Source organism: Kitasatospora sp. CB02891 (assembly GCF_002803145.1).
Taxonomy (GTDB): domain Bacteria; phylum Actinomycetota; class Actinomycetes; order Streptomycetales; family Streptomycetaceae; genus Kitasatospora; species Kitasatospora griseola.
In genome coordinates, this window is the sequence record NZ_NNBO01000019.1 from 97,197 (window position 1) to 113,246 (window position 16,050).

Consider the following 16,050-nt stretch of genomic DNA (forward strand, 5'->3'; position numbering starts at 1 on the left):
ACCGACCGGTGGGGGAGAGGGTCGGAGATATGGAAGAGCCTCGTCGCCTAGGCGGCAGGTACGAGCTCGGCGGCGTCCTCGGGCGCGGTGGCATGGCCGAGGTGTACCTCGCCCACGACACCCGGCTCGGCCGCCAGGTCGCAGTGAAGACCCTCCGTACCGACATGGCCCGCGATCCCTCGTTCCAGGCCCGGTTCCGCCGCGAGGCACAGTCCGCGGCCTCGCTCAACCACCCCGCCATCGTCGCCGTCTACGACACCGGTGAGGACTACATCGACGGGATCTCCATCCCGTACATCGTGATGGAGTACGTCGAGGGCTCCACCCTGCGCGAACTGCTGCACACCGGGCGGCGGCTGCTGCCCGAGCGCGCGCTGGAGATGACCATCGGCATCCTGCAGGCGCTGGAGTACTCGCACCGCGCCGGCATCGTGCACCGCGACATCAAGCCCGCCAACGTCATGCTGACCCGGCAGGGCAACGTCAAGGTGATGGACTTCGGCATCGCCCGCGCGATGGGTGACGCCGGCATGACGATGACCCAGACCTCCGCGGTCATCGGCACCGCCCAGTACCTCTCCCCCGAGCAGGCCAAGGGCGAGACCGTCGACGCCCGCTCCGACCTCTACTCGACCGGCTGCCTGCTGTACGAACTGCTCACGGTGCGCCCCCCGTTCGTCGGCGACTCCCCCGTCGCGGTGGCCTACCAGCACGTCCGCGAGGAGCCCGCGCCGCCGTCCGCGTACGACCCCGAGGTGCGCCCGGAGATCGACGCGATCGTGCTGAAGGCGCTCGCCAAGGAGCGCGACTACCGCTACCAGTCCGCCGACGAGATGCGCGACGACATCGAGCGCTTCCTCGACGGCCTCCCGGTCGCCGCCGCCCAGCAGGCCGCCTACGGCACCGGCACGAACGGCTACGGGTACGACCAGAGCGGCGGGCAGTACGACCCGTACGGCCAGACCAACATGCTGCCCCAGCAGGGCGGCCCCACCACCATGCTGCCACCGGTCGGCCACCAGCAGCCCGCGCCCTACGGCGGCTACCAGGACGACGGCTACGGCAACGGCGGCTACGACGACGGCTACGAGGGCCGCAGCAGCCGGCGGCGCGAGGAGCAGCCGAAGAAGAGCAACACCTCCTGGATCATCCTCGCCGTCGCGGCGGTGCTGGTCCTGGTCGGCGCGTTCTTCGTGGTGCAGTCGATGGTGAAGACCGGCGGCGGGACCAAGAAGACCAACGTGCCGACCCTGATCGGCAAGACGCTCCCCGAGGCGGAGGCCGCGGCGAAGGCGCAGAACCCGACGCTCACCGTGGCCGCCGGCGACCCGATCGCCTGCCCCGACACCAAGATCCAGAAGGACCAGGTCTGCACCCAGGAGCAGGCCGCGGGCACCGAGATCTCCACCACCGGGAAGATCACGGTGCACCTGTCCTCCGGCCCGGCGCAGATCGACGTCCCCGACGTGGTCGGCCAGACCAAGGACGCCGCCAACACCGCGCTGACCGCCAAGGGCTTCCAGGTCACCGTCAACTACAGCAACGACGACAAGGTCGACCCGGACAAGGTCATCTCCCAGTCGGTGAGCGGCAAGGCGGCGGCCAACACCGCCATCACCCTGGTGGTCTCCTCCGGCCAGGCGAAGGTCGCGGTGCCGCCCCTGGTCGGCCAGTCCCAGGACAACGCCTCCCAGGCGCTCACCGACCTCAGCCTGGTGCCGAACGTGGTCACCAAGACCATCACCGACCAGACCAAGGTCGGCCAGGTCATCGAGCAGAACCCGCCGAAGGGCACCCAGGTCGCGAAGGGCAGCAAGGTCACCATCACGGTCGGCAAGCTGGCCGACAAGGTGACCGTGCCCCCGCTGCAGAACGTCAAGCTGACCGAGGCGATCAAGCAGCTGTCCGCGGCCGGGATCACCAAGTACCAGCTGATGGGCTCGCAGGACCCGCAGGGCATCGTGCAGACCGTCACCCCGACCGCCGGGTCGCAGATCAGCCCGGACGACACCGTGACGCTGTGGGTCAAGCCGGCGGACAAGACGCCGAACACGCCCTGACCGGCACCGCACCGTGAGAGGGGCCGCACCGTCCGCCCGGACGGTGCGGCCCCTCTCGTCGTCGACGGGGCCGGGGCGTCAGCGCAGCTCGGGCGGCGGCGTGCGGTGGTCGTCCACCGGGTCCACCCGGACCAGCGTCGCCCACACCGCCATCCGGTAGCGCGAGGTGTACACCGGCGTGCAGGTGGTCAGCGTCAGGTACCGGCCGGGGCCGGTGAACGGCGAGCCCTCGGGGACTGGCGCGACCACGCCCACGTTGTACTTGGAGGTCTGCTGCAGCGTCCCGGCGACCCGGTACACGTACCAGGAGTCCCGGGTCTCCACCACCACCGGATCGCCCTCGGAGAGCCGGTCCAGGTCGTGGAACTTCGCGCCGTGGCCGTCCCGGTGCGCCGCCATCGCGAAGTTGCCCTCGGCGTCCCACGGCATCGCCGACCGGTACGGCTCCTCGTACACCCCGGCCACGCCCTCGTTGAGCACGTCCGTGTTCGTGCCCATCCGGATCAGCGTCGTGCGGTCGTCCTTCTCGAACGCCGGCACGTGCAGGAAGCCCACCCCGTCACCGGCCTGGTACTCCGGGACGGGCGCCTCGACGCCGGGCGAGGGCACCGCCGGGGCGCTCCAGGTCTGCCGCAGCTTGTCCCCCTGCAGGCCGGCGGCCCGGGCGGCCACCACGTCCGTCCACCACAGCGAGTACCCGACGAACAGGGCCAGCACCAGGCCTAGGGTGATCAACAGCTCCCCCATCAGGCCCAGGGCCGCAGCCACCCGTCCGCGCCGTCGCCCGTCCCGAATGGCTGTGCCCATGGTGCCGTGCCTCGCTGCTCAGTGTTGCCCGGTCAGCGCCTCCGGCTGGCCCTGGCTCCTCGGCCGTTCGTCGACCATCTTGCCAAAGACGATGAGCCTTCCCCGGGCACTGAACTCCGGCGTGCATGTCGTCATGGTCAGATAGCGGCCCGGCCCGGTGAACGGCGAGCCCTTGGGCACCGGCTGAATCACCGTCACATTGCTCGGCGGCGTCTCCGGGATGCCGCCCGCGACCTCGTACGTGTAGTAGGAGGTCGCCGTCTCCACCACGATCTTGTCGCCCGGGGCCAGCTTGCCGATCTCCCGGAACGGCTGGCCGTGCGTGGTGCGGTGCGCGGCGACCGCGAAGTTGCCCGCCTGGTCGGAGGGCATCGCGGTGCCCGCATAGTGGCCGACCAGGCCCTTGTCGAGCACCTGCTGCTTGTTGGTGCCCTCAGCGATCGGGTAGTTCAGGTCCAGCTTCGGGATGTGGATGATCGCGAAGCCCTGACCGGGCTCGAACTTGGTCACCGGCGGCGGCGCCTCACCGCCGGTCGGCGGCGCGGCCGGCAGCTGCCCCCACTGCTGCTCCAGCTTCTTGCCCGCGGCGTCGGCGGCGTTGTCGGCCACCACGTTGGTCCACCACAGCTGGTAGGAGACGAACAGCAGCATCACCACGCCGAGGGTGATGAACAGCTCCCCCACCACCCGGGCCAGCACTACCCGTTTGCGCTCCTTGGGCCGCGGCGGACGCGGCCCCGCGGCCTTCCCGGACGCCCGCCGCCGGCCGGAGCCCGCCCGCAGGCCTCCCGGCCCCTGGGCGCGCCGCTGTCCGGCCCGGTCGTCCGGCCCGGATATCGCGGCCGGGTCCGGCTCGGTGTCGGGCAGCCGCAGCTGCAGGGTCCGCTCCGGGGCCGGCTCGTAGACGCCCCAGCCGTCCGGCTCGTCCATCTCCTCGGGAACGCCCCGCTCCGGGCGCACGGCGGTCATCCGGTCAGCCCCGGCCGATCACCGGGGCGAGGCCGGCCGAGCGGCCCACCGCGTCCGGGAAGCCGCACTCGGCCAGCCAGTTGGCCAACATCCGGTGCCCGCCCTCGGTGAGCACCGACTCGGGGTGGAACTGCACGCCCTCGACCAGCAGCTCACGGTGCCGCAGGCCCATGATCACGCCGCTGTCGGTGCGCGAGGTGACCACCAGCTCGGCGGGCACGGTGTCCGGCTCGACCGCCAGCGAGTGGTAGCGGGTGGCGGTCAGCGGCGAGGGCAGGCCCTCGAACACCCCGCCGTCCTCGTGCACCACCGGGGAGGTCTTGCCGTGCAGCAGCTCCGGCGCCCGGCCGACCACCGCGCCGTACGCCACCGCGATCGACTGCAGGCCCAGGCACACTCCGAACAGCGGCAGCCCGATCCGCGCGCAGTGGTGCACCATCTCCACGCACACCCCCGCCTCCTCGGGCGTTCCCGGCCCCGGGGAGAGCAGCACCCCGTCGTAGCCCTCCGCGCCTTCCCTCGGCCGGGCGTGAGTCACCGTCAACTGGTCGTTGCGGACCACCTCGCAGACCGCACCCAGCTGGTACAGGTACTGCACGAGGTTGAAGACGAAGCTGTCGTAGTTGTCGACCACGAGGATCCGGGGCGGGTGGCCGGCGGAGGTCATCGCTAACTCCTGGGGTGTGCGTGCGTCGAAGGGCGGACGGAACCGGGAGCCGGTTCAGCCGCCGGCGCCCTGATCCACCGTCACGTTCCCGAAGGGGAGCAGCGGCTCGGCCCACGGGAACACGTACTGGAACAGGACGTAGACCACTCCGAGGACGAGCAGCAGCGCGATCAGCGCACGCACCGGCGAAGGGCCCGGAAGATGCCGCCAGATCCAGCCGTACATGGTGCTCCTCGATGCTCGGGTCGGCACAAGCGTAAACGCCCACCCGCCCGCCCCAGGCGGGTATCCGCGCAACGGACCCGAAGCGGCGGCCTACTGGGCGGAGGCGGCCCGCAGGTCGATCGATCCGGCGTACCCTGGCAGGCTCAGCTCGTTGCCCTCCTGGACCTTCCAGCCCAGCCCGTAGGCGGCCACGTAGCCCAGGTAGTTGCGGATCGTCGGATCGGCGTCCACCGCCGACCGCAGCGCCTCGGTCCGGCCGACCGCGCGGATCACGTACGGCGGGGAGTAGACCCGGCCCTGCAGCAGCAGGGTGTTGCCGACGCAGCGCACCGCGCTGGTGGAGACCAGCCGCTGGTCCATCACCTGGATGCCCTCCGCGCCGCCCCGCCACAGCGCGTTCACCACGGCCTGGATGTCCTGCTGGTGGATCACCAGGTCGTTCACCCCGGGCTCGGGGACGCCGGGGATCCGGGCGGTGGCGTTCGGCGGGGCGTCGTCCAGCGTGACGGTCAGCCCGGGCCCGTGCAGCGCGTCCAGCCCGGCGGCCTGCTGCAGCGCGGCCAGCCGGGCGGCGTCGTCCGGGCTCTGCCCCTGCTCCCGGGCCAGCCCGTCGGCCCGGTTCTGGTCGGCGGCGACCTGCTCCTGGAGCTGCTGGTTCTGGGTGGAGCGCTGCTGTATGACGTCGCTGAGCTTGAGCAACGAGTTGTCGGTGCGCAGATCGGTGCCGTGCGCGGTCCGCCCGCTCACGTAGAACAGCAGCCCGGCGAGTGCGAAGACGGTGCAGGTCAGGGCACGTCCGACAATTCGGCCCCGGCGCGGGCGTGCGGCCGGGGTCTGCGAAGAAATCGTGGAATCAGTCACCGTACCCTTATCTCCCTCAGACCCGGCGAGCCACTACGCTAACGGACGCCGGTGGCATGTGCGGAGCTCCGACCGTTCTCATGTGCCACCTCGCCCCCACTGACCACCTGCGCGGTCACAGCGCATCGACAGGAGAGCCCCTCGTGCCGAAGTCTCGACTCCGCAAGAAGGCCGATTACACGCCGCCGCCGTCCTCCGTGACCGCCGTGAAGATCAGTTCCGGCCGGAGCTGGGTGGCGCCGCTGATGCTGGTGCTGTTCCTGATCGGCCTGGCCTGGATCGTCAGCTACTACGTGACCAGCGGCACCTGGCCGGTCCGGAGCTGGGGCAACTGGAACATCCTGGCCGGTTTCGGCTTCATCGCGGCGGGCTTCGGCGTCTCCACGCAGTGGAAGTGAGTCCGGCGCCGCCCGCCGGGCGGTCCGCGCTCTGATCCGCACTCCGCACCGCTTCGGCCTCCGAGCCGGGGCGGTGTTCGGCGTGCCAGGATGCCGGCCGATCACGGAGCGTCCGAACGTTTATCCACAGGGTTGTCCACACTGGGGAAAACTTTGCCGATCCTGTGGATAACTCGCAACGCAGCAGGATAACGCGCGTAGACCGGGGAAATCCAATCCCCCGCTGCGCACTGCCTGTGGACAGTGCGCAGGGGGCGGCAGTCAGCCGGGCAGCCGGGCCGTCCCCACCAGCACCAGCGCCAGGGCGGCGGCCAGCACCGCGGCCGTCGTCAACCCCTGCACCAGGTTCCGGTGCGCCCGTGGGGCGTACATCATGCCCGCGCCGATGACGGTGCCCGCCACCAGGCCGCCGATGTGCGCCCGCCAGTCGATCATGCTGCTCAGCGAGAAGGTGATCACCAGGTTCACCACCAGCAGCGCGATCACCGGCTGCATCGGCACCCGGTTCGCCCGGAACAGCACCGCGGTGGCTCCTAGCAGTCCGAAGATCGCACCGGACGCGCCGACCGTGAACAGCTTCTCGGACCCCGGCGTCAGCAGGAACGACAGCGCGTTGCCCGCGATGCCCGCCACCAGGTACAGGCCCAGGAAGCGCAGCCGACCGAGCACCCGCTCCAGCTGCGGGCCGAGGATCCACAGCGAGAACATGTTGGTCGCGATGTGCAGCAGCCCGCCGTGCACGAACATCGCGGTCACCAGCCGGTACCACTCCTCCGGCCCGGCGGCCATCCCGAACCGCAGCCCGGGCATCGGCGCCCAGCTGACCAGGCCCAGCTTGACCTGCCACTCCGGCGCCACGTACTCGGTGAGCAGGAACACCAGCAGGTTCAGGCCGATCAGCACCTTGGTGACCAGCACACCGTCGCCGAGCGCCAGCACCCCGCCGAACGCCGTCCGCGGCCGGGCCTGCCGCTCGGCCGCCCCGTGCACGCAGTCCGGGCACTGGAAGCCGACCGAGGCGGGCACCATGCACTCCGGGCAGACCGGCCGCCCGCACCTGGCGCAGGACACCCCGGTCTCCCGGTCGGGGTGCCGGTGGCACCGGGGCAGTCCCGATCCCTGGCCCTCCACGGGCGTCGGCCGCACGGGCTCGTCCGGAAGCATCGGCGCTGTCCCTCCATCAACGAAACGGTCCCGGCGCCGCCTCCGTGCGAAACGGGGCACCACCGGGACCGTCCAGGCTACTGCGCGCCGGGGCGCGCGGGGCCGCCCCGAAGGGCGGCAAGGGGCTCGAATCAGCCGCGGGAGACGACGACCTGCTCGATCACCACGTCCTGGACCGGGCGGTCGTTGCGCGGGTTGGTGTCGGTGGTGCCGATCGCGTCCACGACCTTCTGGCTGGCCGCGTCCACGACCTCGCCGAAGATGCTGTGCTTGCGGTTCAGCCAGCTGGTCGGGGCCACCGTGATGAAGAACTGCGAGCCGTTGGTGCCCGGGCCGGCGTTGGCCATGGCCAGCAGGTACGGGCGGTCGAACGACAGGTCCGGGTGGAACTCGTCGGCGAACTTGTAGCCCGGGCCGCCGGTGCCGTTGCCCAGCGGGTCGCCGCCCTGGATCATGAAGCCGTCGATCACCCGGTGGAAGACGGTGCCGTCGTACAGCGGCTTGGCGGCCACCTCGCCGGTCTCCGGGTTCTTCCACTCGCGGGTGCCCTCGGCCAGCTCGACGAAGTTGGCCACGGTCTTCGGCGCGTGGTTCGGGAAGAGCTTCACCACGATGTCACCGCGGTTGGTCTTCAGGGTGGCGGTGAGTTCCTCGGCCACGGGAGTACCTTCCTGTCTTTCTGGCTGACTATCCGAGGAATCATCCCATGATCGCCGCAGACGGCTCAGCCGGAGGTGCCCGGCGGATAAGCAGCATGCATGATCTCCTATCAGGTGGAAAGGTGCATACCGGACAACGCCGGACACCCGCCGAGAAGGAGAAGCCCGTGAGTCGTACGGACACCGCGCGCGAGACCGCCGCACGGGCGAAGGACGCCGTCGCGCCCTACGCCACCTCCGCGAAGGAGGCCGCCCTGCACTACGCCGAGGAGGCCAAGCAGGTGCTCGGCCCCAGGCTGGAGGCGCTCGGCCCGAAGGCCGCGGCCGCCGGCGCACAGGCCCGCCAAGGGGCCGGCCAGGCCGCGCAGGCCGCCCGGGTGCAGTACGTCAAGCACCTCGCCCCGCACCTGGAACAGGCCTTCTTCAGCCTCCCCCCGGACACTCAGAAGGCCGCCCTGAAGGCCGTCCACCGGGCCCAGGAGGCCGCGCTCGCCGCCAAGCTGTCGGCCGGTCAGGCGGCCTGCCAGGCCCGGACGAACGTCGCCCCCAAGGTCGCCGAGACCTTCCAGGCCGCCAAGGAGAGCGTCGTCCCGCTCGCCCAGGAGGCCCAGGCCCGCAGCGCCGCCGCGATCACCGCGCTGCACGGGAACGTCAGCGCCGCCGAGATCAGCGACCTGGCCGCCAAGAACGCCAAGAAGAAGCGCTGCAACGGCTGGGCGACCGGCCTCGCGGTGGCCGGCGCGATCGCCGTCGGTGCCGGCGTCGCGGCCTGGCAGTGGTACCGCAAGCAGAACAACCCCGAGTGGCTGACCGAACCCCCGGAGCCCGTAACCGCCCCGCCCGCGACGGCCGCGACGGCCGACCCGACCCGGCCCGGCAGCGCCACCGGCGCGCCGGTCGGCGGGGCCACCCTGAACGGCTCCGTGCCGCACGACGACCCGGAGGCCGACCCCACCTCGAAGCCGACCCCGCCCCCGGTCACCCAGCCCGCCGACGACGAGCGGCCCAAGCCGCACGACCCGCGCAAGCCGCACTGAACGGGGGCGGCCGCCCGCAGACAGAAACGACTTCGCCCGACCGCGGTTCTGCGGTCGGGCGAAGTCGTATTCGGGTGGAGCCTAGGGGAGTCGAACCCCTGACATCTGCCATGCAAAGACAGCGCTCTACCAACTGAGCTAAGGCCCCGAGCAACGGGCACTAGCGTACCCGCTCCCGGGCAACGCCCCATGCGGGTTTCGGACCGGCCCCGGCCCGTGCTCCGTGGGCCGGTCCGAGGAAGACTCGTCGGTCGGCTCAGCGGCCGGCCGGAACCGGGTCGGTCGCCTCGGTCCACAGGTCCTGCTCGGCGCGGTCCGCCTGGACCTGACGGTAGACAAAGAAGCCGCCGAGGGCGACCAGGGCGACCAGGAGAAGCTTCTTCACCGCGGGACCTCGTCCTTCTTGCTTGCTTGGATGTAAGGGTACGAACCAGCGGTCAGGCTGAAGACCGCCCTGGGGCCGATGATACACACCGGTAACCGGTTCAGAAGCGGCCCCCGCCACCGTCAACCGGCCGATCTGCAAGCGCCTTTGACGCTTCCCCACCAGTACGGTCATCAGACTGCGAGCCCGCTCCCTCCCCGACCGACGACGCACCCGGGCCCGCCACCGGTTCCGAACCGGTGGCGGGCCCTTCGAACAGCGCCCCGCAGCCCCGCCTACCCGCGACGCCGCCTCCGCAACTGCGCGACATCCCGCCGGATCGCCCGGACGTCCTCGCTCAGCGAGTCGAGCCGGGCGCCGTGGGCGTCCAACCGGGCACCGTGGGCGTCCAGGCGCGACTCCTGCCCGGAGAGCCGCTCGCTGATCGCCGTGATCACCACGCCCTGCGCCTCCAGCCGCCGGTCGATCGACCCCAGCACGGCGGCCAACGCGGCGACCGCACCCCGCAAGTCGTCCCCCGGGAAGCCGAACCCCGGCTCCTCCTCCGCCACCTGCGACGGCGCGGGCAGACGCCCCTCGAACGGCTCCAGCCCGTCGATCCGCCGCCGCCAGGCCGCCACGGCCGGATCCCGCCGCCCAGCCTCGTCCTCGTCCCACCGCAACTCGCTCCACCGCTTCCACGGCCGAGCCGACAGCGAGTACAGGGCCGACGGCTCGGCCACCGGACGGACCGCACCCTCGATCATGTCGAGCAGCCGGCTACGGACCTGGCGGGCGACCTCGCTGTCCCGCAGCAGCATCGCCACGTTCAGCACGGCCCGCCGGGAGTACAGCGCGACGCCGTTTCCACCGCCCTGGGGGCGGTGGGTGGCGCCCCTGGAGTTATCCACAGGCGGGGTGGGGCGGTGACCCCCGCCGGAGGGGTGGTCTTGGGGGCGTTCCGGGGCGCTGACCTGCCAGAGTTTCATCATGAAACTCTGGTTCGCGGAACTATCCACAGGGTGCGCAGGGAGGACACTCACCGCGTCCTCCGGCTGACCGCCCTCCAGGCCGCTGACCTGCCAGACCTCCGTTTTGAAGGTCTGGCCAGCGGGGTTGTCCACAGGCTTGAGGACGGTGTAGCCGTTGCTCTCCAACTCCTGTCGGTGACGCCGGACCAAGGTCCGGATGGTCCGCTCACCGACGCCGAAGTACTCGGCGACCATCCGCGTGTTGACGTGCAGCCCGTCGGGCAGCAGGACGAGGGCCTTGACCTCGTCGAGGACTTCGGTGCGCTCGCACAGGCCGCTTCGGAGCGTCCTGGATTCGAGCAGCGCGGCTTCCATGAACATGGGAGTGCCTCACACGGTGAATGAAGACATGACGTGGGAACCGCCCAATCGCCCGGGGCGGGCGGGGCCGGTCATCCGCCGGCCGGAGCAGAGGTCGCGCTGTGTCCCACGTCACCCAATGACCGGGTCTGTCGCCCGGCTGTCCCCGACTTCACATCAGTTTCGAGTCAGCTCACCCTGTGTTTTGCCTCTGCGCACCGGTCTCAACGAGCAACCGGGGGCGGGGGTTACGGCCGATGGCAGGGAAAACGTCGAAGGCCCCGATCACCAGGTGATCGGGGCCTTCGCGCCGGTGGGCCTAACAGGACTTGAACCTGTGGCCTCTTCCTTATCAGGGAAGCGCTCTAACCGTCTGAGCTATAGGCCCTTGCCGCACTCAAAGATTAGCGGACCGTTGGCCGATCTCCCAAATCCGTATCCGCGGCCCCCTCCGGACGGTGCTGCTCAGGGGGCTCGGCGAGCCATTGGGCGCGGGTGGCGGGGAGGTGGGAGGCGCCTGCGGGGGTGGCGCGGACGGCGAGGACCTGGTTGATGCCGATGCGGTTCTGCTCGAAGGCGAGGGCGCAGGCGGCCATGTAGAGGCGCCAGACGCGGGCCCGGCCGCGGCCGGCCAGGGAGACGGCGTCGGGCCAGTGGGCTTCGAGGTTGGCGACCCATTCGCGGAGGGTGCGGCCGTAGTGCTCGCGGAGCGCCTCGACGTCGCGGACCTCGAAGCCGGCCTCCTCCAGGCGGGTGACGGTGGTGCCGACGGGGGAGAGCTCGCCGTCGGGGAAGACGTAGCGGTCGATGAAGGGGGAGAGCCGGTACTTCTCGCCGGGGTGCAGCGGACGGCGGGCGATCTGGTGGTTGAGCAGGCGGCCGCCGGGGGCGAGCAGGTCGTACAGGTGGCGGGCGTAGACCAGGTACTGGTCCGAGCCGACGTGTTCGGCCATGCCGACGCTGGAGATGGCGTCGAAGGGCCCGTCGGGGATCTCCCGGTAGTCCTGGAGCCGGATCTCGATCCGGTCGGCCAGACCGGCCTCGGCGACCCGTTTGCGGGCCAGCGCGACCTGTTCGGTGGAGATGGAGACGCCGACGGCCTGGATGCCGTAGTGCCGGGCCGCGTGCAGGACCAGGGAGCCCCAGCCGCAGCCGACGTCCAGCAGGCGCATGCCGGGGCGCAGGCCGAGCTTGCGGCAGATCAGGTCGAGCTTGGCCTCCTGGGCGTCCTCCAGACTCTTCGCGCCGGGCGTCCAGTAGGCGCACGAGTAGACCAGGGTGGGGCCGAGGACGAGGCCGTAGAAGTCGTTGCCGACGTCGTAGTGGTGGCTGATCGCGGCGCGGTCGCGGCGGCGGCTGTGCAGGTTGCCGCGGCGGCGCCGGACCTCCTCGGGCGGGGGTGCGGGCGCCGGGCCGAGCGCGCCCAGGCGAAGGGCGGTGGCGAGCAGGTGGCGGCCGGGGGCGCCGACGAGGTGACGCGGGCCGAGTTGCAGGCTGCGGACGTCCGGGTCCTCGGCGAAGGCCGCGACGGCGTCCAGCACCTCGTAGAGGTCGGTGCCGGGGTCGATCTCGAGGTCGCCGGAGACGTAGGCGCGGGCCAGGCCGAGTTCGCCGGGGGACCAGATCAGCCGGCGCAGGGCCCGTCGGTTGCGGAGCACGACGGCGGGGGCGCCCGGCGGGCCGGCCTGGGAGCCGTCCCAGGTGCGTACTCGCAAGGGGAGCCGACGGCCGATCAGGCCTTCGAGCGCTCGGACCAGTTGCTGTGCGTTCTCCGCCATCACGGACACCTCTCGACCGGCCGTACCCGTCTGGCCGCCCGGTGACCGCTGTCGCGGCCGGTCGGCCCCGTGCTCGTTCGTGTCTTCCATTTGTCCATGCGGGGCGGTGCGGCCGATCCCGGCGCGCCGCCCGGTCACCCGATTGCCGCCGCCGGACGACAACGGGCCCCGAAGGCTTCAACAGCCTTCGGGGCCCGGGGAATTCCAGCGAGCTGACGCCGGGTCAGTCCTCTTCGGCCAGGGTGAGTTCGATGCCGCCGGTGAAGCCGGCCGCGGTGTTGTAGATGAACGCGGCGAGGGTGGACAGCGCGGTCATCAGGACCACGTCGACCACCGCGATCAGGGTGGTGAACATCATGACCTTGCCGAACCCGATGTAGTCCATCAGGTTGAACGCGCCGGAGCTGTCGGTGCCGGTGACGTCCTTGAGGGTGCTGGTCAGCGAGTCGAAGACGCCGAGGCCGTCCAGGGTCATCCAGAGCACCGCGGAGGCCACGATGACGATGACGCCGACGGCCAGCGAGAGCAGGAAGCTGACCTTCATGACCGACCAGGGGTCGGCCTTGGTGATCCGCAGCCGGGCCTTGCGGACCTTCCCGGTGCCGCCGCCGGGGCCCTGCGCGGGGCCGCCGGGGCGACGGGCCTGGCCGCCGCCCTGACCGCCGGGCGCGCCACCCTGCGGGCCGGGGCCGCCGGTGCGGGTGCCGCGGGCCGGGGTCGGCTGGCCCTTGGCGTAGGTGGTGGGCTGCGAGAAGCCGGGCGGGCCGCTGGGGGCCGGCGGGGTCTGCCCGCCGTAGCCGGGCTGGGCGCCGCCCTGGCCGACCGGGGGCATCACCGAGGTGGACGTGGCAGGGTTCTCGGGGCGCTGCGGTGCACCGTACGGTGTCCCGCCCGGTCCGCCCGACAGCCCGCCCGTGGCACCTCCAGCACCCGTGGCTCCGCTCACCGTGGTCCTCCCGAACCGTCCGCCAGGCCGATCGAACCGCCCTGGTCCGTGTTGTGCTCGTGCTCCGCCGGCCCGGTTGGCCTGCGGTCAACCCGTGGTGCCCGCCCCGCTGGAAGCGGGACGGGCACCACGGTCGCGGTCGTGCGTCAGCCCTGGTCGGGCGCGCCGTCCGCCTCGTGCTCGGTGGCGGTCGCGGTCTCGGTCGCCTCGGCGTCGAGGTCCGCGCCCTCCTCCTCGTCGGCTTCCGCGTTGCGGGCCATGCCCACCACCGCGTCGCGCTTTCCGAGGTTGATCAGTTGGACGCCCATCGTGTCACGTCCGGTTTCACGAACCTCGGAAACCCTGGTCCGGATCACTCCTCCGGAGAGCGTGATGGCCATGATCTCGTCGGTCTCCTCGACCACCAGGGCGCCGACCAGCGAGCCCCGGCCCTCGACGATCTTCGCCGCCTTGATGCCGAAGCCGCCGCGTCCCTGGACACGGTACTCGTCGACCGACGTCCGCTTCGCGTAGCCGCCGTCGGTGGCGGTGAAGACGTACGTCTCCGGGCGGACCACGTTCATCGAGAGCAGTTCGTCGTCCTCACGGAACGACATGCCCTTGACGCCGGAGGTGGCCCGGCTCATCGGGCGCAGCGCCTCGTCGGTGGCCTTGAAGCGGATCGACTGGGCCTTCTTGGAGATCAGCAGCAGGTCGTCGTCGGCGGAGACCAGCTCGGCGCCGATCAGCTCGTCGTCCCGGCCCTCCTCGTCCTGGCGGAGGTTGATCGCGATCAGGCCGCCGGAGCGCGGGGAGTCGTAGTCCTTGAGCGCGGACTTCTTGACCAGGCCGCCGCGGGTGGCGAGCACCAGGTACGGCTTGTCCTCGTAGGTGCGCACCGCCATCACCTGGGTGATGTGCTCCTCCGGCTGGAAGGCCAGCAGGTTGGCGACGTGCTGGCCGCGGGCGTCGCGCCCGGCGTCGGGCAGCTCGTAGCCCTTGGCGCGGTAGACCCGGCCCTTGTTCGTGAAGAACAGGATCCAGTTGTGGGTGGTGGTGACGAAGAAGTGGTCGACGATGTCGTCCTGCTTCAGCTGCGCGCCGCGCACGCCCTTGCCGCCGCGCTTCTGCGAGCGGTAGAGGTCGGAGCGGGTGCGCTTGACGTAGCCGCCGCGGGTGATGGTGACCACGATGTCCTCTTCGGCGATGAGGTCCTCGATGGAGAGGTCGCCGTCGGAGGGGATCAGGGTGGAGCGCCGCTCGTTGCCGTACTTCTCGACGATCGCGGTGAGCTCCTCGGAGACGATCTCGCGCTGGCGGGGGGGCGAGGCGAGGATCGCGTTGTACTCGTTGATCTTGGCCTGGAGCTCGTCGTGCTCGCTGAGGATGCGGGCGCTCTCCAGGGCGGCCAGCCGGCGCAGCTGCATTTCGAGGATGGCGTTGGCCTGGATCTCGTCGATCGCCAGGAGCTGCATCAGGCCGGTGCGGGCGGCGTCGGCGCTCTCCGAGGCGCGGATCAGCGCGATCACCGCGTCGATCTGGTCGAGGGCCTTGAGCAGCGCGCGCAGGATGTGGGCGCGCTCCTCGGCCTTGCGCAGCCGGAAGGTGGTCCGGCGGACGATGACCTCGATCTGGTGGGCGACCCAGTGCCGGATGAAGGCGTCCAGCGAGAGGGTGCGCGGCACGCCGTCGACCAGGGCCAGCATGTTGGCGCCGAAGTTGGTCTGCAGGTCGGTGTGCTTGTACAGGTTGTTCAGCACGACCTTGGCGACCGCGTCGCGCTTGAGCACGATGACCAGGCGCTGGCCGGTGCGCGAGGAGGACTCGTCGCGGACGTCGGCGATGCCGGCGATCCGGCCGTCCTTGACCAGGTCGGCGATCTTCAGCGCGAGGTTGTCCGGGTTGACCTGGTAGGGCAGGTCGGTGATCACCAGGCACTGGCGGCCCTGGATCTCCTCGACCTCGACCACCGCGCGCATGGTGATGGAGCCGCGGCCGGTGCGGTAGGCGTCCTCGATGCCGCGGCGGCCGACGATCAGCGCGCCGGTGGGGAAGTCGGGGCCCTTGATCCGCTCCATCAGGGCTTCCAGCAGCTCTTCGTTGGAGGCCTCGGGGTGCTCCAGCGCCCAGAGCGCGCCGGAGGCGACCTCGCGCAGGTTGTGCGGCGGGATGTTGGTGGCCATGCCGACCGCGATGCCGGTGGCGCCGTTGATCAGCAGGTTGGGGATGCGCGCGGGCAGGACGGTGGGCTCCTGCTGGCGGCCGTCGTAGTTGGCGGCGAAGTCGACGGTCTCCTCGTCGATGTCGCGCATCATCTCCATCGCCAGCGGCATCAACCTGCACTCGGTGTAGCGCATCGCCGCGGCCGGGTCGTTGCCCGGGGAGCCGAAGTTGCCGTTGCCGTCGACCAGCGGCATCCGCATCGACCAGGTCTGGGCGAGCCGGACCAGGGTGTCGTAGATGGAGGCGTCGCTGTGCGGGTGGTAGTTACCCATCACGTCGCCGACCACGCGGGCGCACTTGTAGTAGCCCTTCTCGGGCCGGTAGCCGCCGTCGTACATCGCGTAGAGCACGCGTCGGTGCACCGGCTTGAGGCCGTCGCGGACCTCGGGGAGGGCGCGCGACACGATGACGCTCATCGCGTAGTCGAGGTAGGAGCGCTGCATCTCGGTCTCGAGCTCGATGAGCTCGACCCGGTTACCGCTCTGGGCAGGGGTGGTGCTGTCCTCGGGCTGCTCGCCGCCGTCGGGACGGTTGTCGTCGACCACTTGGGGTCAGTTTCCTTTCAACGATCCTTGACGGGAC

14 protein-coding genes, 2 tRNA genes and 1 pseudogene are annotated in these 16,050 nt (G+C 71.0%); 3 read left to right on the top strand and 14 right to left on the bottom strand.

Translation table 11 applies throughout. The annotated features are described in order from the left end of the window. Positions 1-29: 29 nt before the first annotated feature. Entirely contained in the window at positions 30-2,060 is a 2,031-nt protein-coding gene (gene pknB / locus CG736_RS31735; RefSeq protein ID WP_100589594.1) for a Stk1 family PASTA domain-containing Ser/Thr kinase, read from the top strand. A 78-nt stretch (positions 2,061-2,138) separates the two neighbouring features. On the opposite strand, the gene CG736_RS31740 is transcribed toward pknB, so the two are convergent. The 5 genes and pseudogenes from CG736_RS31740 to CG736_RS31755 all read right to left on the bottom strand — a co-directional run bounded on the left by CG736_RS31740 (position 2,139) and on the right by CG736_RS31755 (position 5,589). Beyond that, positions 2,139-2,828 (bottom strand): class E sortase, encoded by a 690-nt coding sequence (locus CG736_RS31740; protein ID WP_369880783.1) that lies wholly within the window; start codon positions 2,826-2,828, stop codon positions 2,139-2,141. Positions 2,829-2,885: 57 nt separating this feature from the next. Next, positions 2,886-3,557, bottom strand: a pseudogene (locus CG736_RS31745) (class E sortase); the annotation flags it as partial. 283 nt (positions 3,558-3,840) lie between these two features. Beyond that, on the bottom strand, positions 3,841-4,503 hold the full coding sequence (locus CG736_RS31750) for an aminodeoxychorismate/anthranilate synthase component II (RefSeq protein ID WP_100589597.1): 663 nt from the start codon (positions 4,501-4,503) through the stop codon (positions 3,841-3,843). 54 nt (positions 4,504-4,557) lie between these two features. Beyond that, positions 4,558-4,728 carry a hypothetical protein gene (locus CG736_RS37250; protein WP_043915373.1) on the bottom strand — a complete coding sequence of 57 codons (171 nt, stop codon included), beginning with the start codon at positions 4,726-4,728 and terminating at the stop codon, positions 4,558-4,560. A gap of 90 nt (positions 4,729-4,818) precedes the next feature. Beyond that, on the bottom strand, positions 4,819-5,589 hold the full coding sequence (locus CG736_RS31755) for a DUF881 domain-containing protein (protein ID WP_369880784.1): 771 nt from the start codon (positions 5,587-5,589) through the stop codon (positions 4,819-4,821). Positions 5,590-5,732: 143 nt separating this feature from the next. On the opposite strand from CG736_RS31755, the gene crgA reads away from it, so the two are divergent. Further along, entirely contained in the window at positions 5,733-5,987 is a 255-nt protein-coding gene (crgA, locus tag CG736_RS31760) for a cell division protein CrgA (RefSeq protein WP_100589598.1), read from the top strand. 261 nt (positions 5,988-6,248) lie between these two features. Here crgA and CG736_RS31765 read toward each other — a convergent pair whose 3' ends face one another. Continuing rightward, on the bottom strand, positions 6,249-7,151 hold the full coding sequence (locus CG736_RS31765) for a rhomboid family intramembrane serine protease (protein WP_100589599.1): 903 nt from the start codon (positions 7,149-7,151) through the stop codon (positions 6,249-6,251). 131 nt (positions 7,152-7,282) lie between these two features. Further along, positions 7,283-7,810, bottom strand: coding sequence for a peptidylprolyl isomerase (locus CG736_RS31770; protein WP_100589600.1), 528 nt, complete (start codon positions 7,808-7,810; stop codon positions 7,283-7,285). 167 nt (positions 7,811-7,977) lie between these two features. Here CG736_RS31770 and CG736_RS31775 point away from each other — a divergent pair, with 167 nt between their 5' ends. Then, positions 7,978-8,847, top strand: a complete 870-nt coding sequence (locus tag CG736_RS31775; RefSeq protein WP_100589601.1) for a DUF5324 family protein — start codon at positions 7,978-7,980, stop codon at positions 8,845-8,847. A 75-nt stretch (positions 8,848-8,922) separates the two neighbouring features. Here the strand turns inward: CG736_RS31775 and CG736_RS31780 are convergent. From CG736_RS31780 to gyrA, 7 genes are all read right to left on the bottom strand, one after another. Beyond that, positions 8,923-8,995, bottom strand: a tRNA-Ala gene (locus tag CG736_RS31780). Positions 8,996-9,103: 108 nt separating this feature from the next. After that, complete coding sequence (locus CG736_RS38185; RefSeq protein WP_014137031.1) at positions 9,104-9,232, bottom strand: DLW-39 family protein; 129 nt, start codon at positions 9,230-9,232, stop codon at positions 9,104-9,106. A gap of 275 nt (positions 9,233-9,507) precedes the next feature. Beyond that, on the bottom strand, positions 9,508-10,563 hold the full coding sequence (locus CG736_RS39065) for a hypothetical protein (RefSeq protein ID WP_369880786.1): 1,056 nt from the start codon (positions 10,561-10,563) through the stop codon (positions 9,508-9,510). A 293-nt stretch (positions 10,564-10,856) separates the two neighbouring features. Beyond that, positions 10,857-10,930, bottom strand: a tRNA-Ile gene (locus CG736_RS31790). A 16-nt stretch (positions 10,931-10,946) separates the two neighbouring features. Further along, on the bottom strand, positions 10,947-12,320 hold the full coding sequence (locus tag CG736_RS31795; RefSeq protein WP_100589602.1) for a cyclopropane-fatty-acyl-phospholipid synthase family protein: 1,374 nt from the start codon (positions 12,318-12,320) through the stop codon (positions 10,947-10,949). A 223-nt stretch (positions 12,321-12,543) separates the two neighbouring features. Continuing rightward, a complete protein-coding gene (locus CG736_RS31800) occupies positions 12,544-13,152 on the bottom strand; it encodes a DUF3566 domain-containing protein (RefSeq protein WP_100589603.1) in 609 nt (202 codons plus the stop codon). Positions 13,153-13,412: 260 nt separating this feature from the next. Then, the gene (gene gyrA, locus CG736_RS31805; protein ID WP_100589604.1) at positions 13,413-16,013 is read right to left on the bottom strand and encodes a DNA gyrase subunit A; all 2,601 of its coding nucleotides are present in this window, start codon (positions 16,011-16,013) and stop codon (positions 13,413-13,415) included. Between the last annotated feature and the right edge of the window lie 37 nt (positions 16,014-16,050).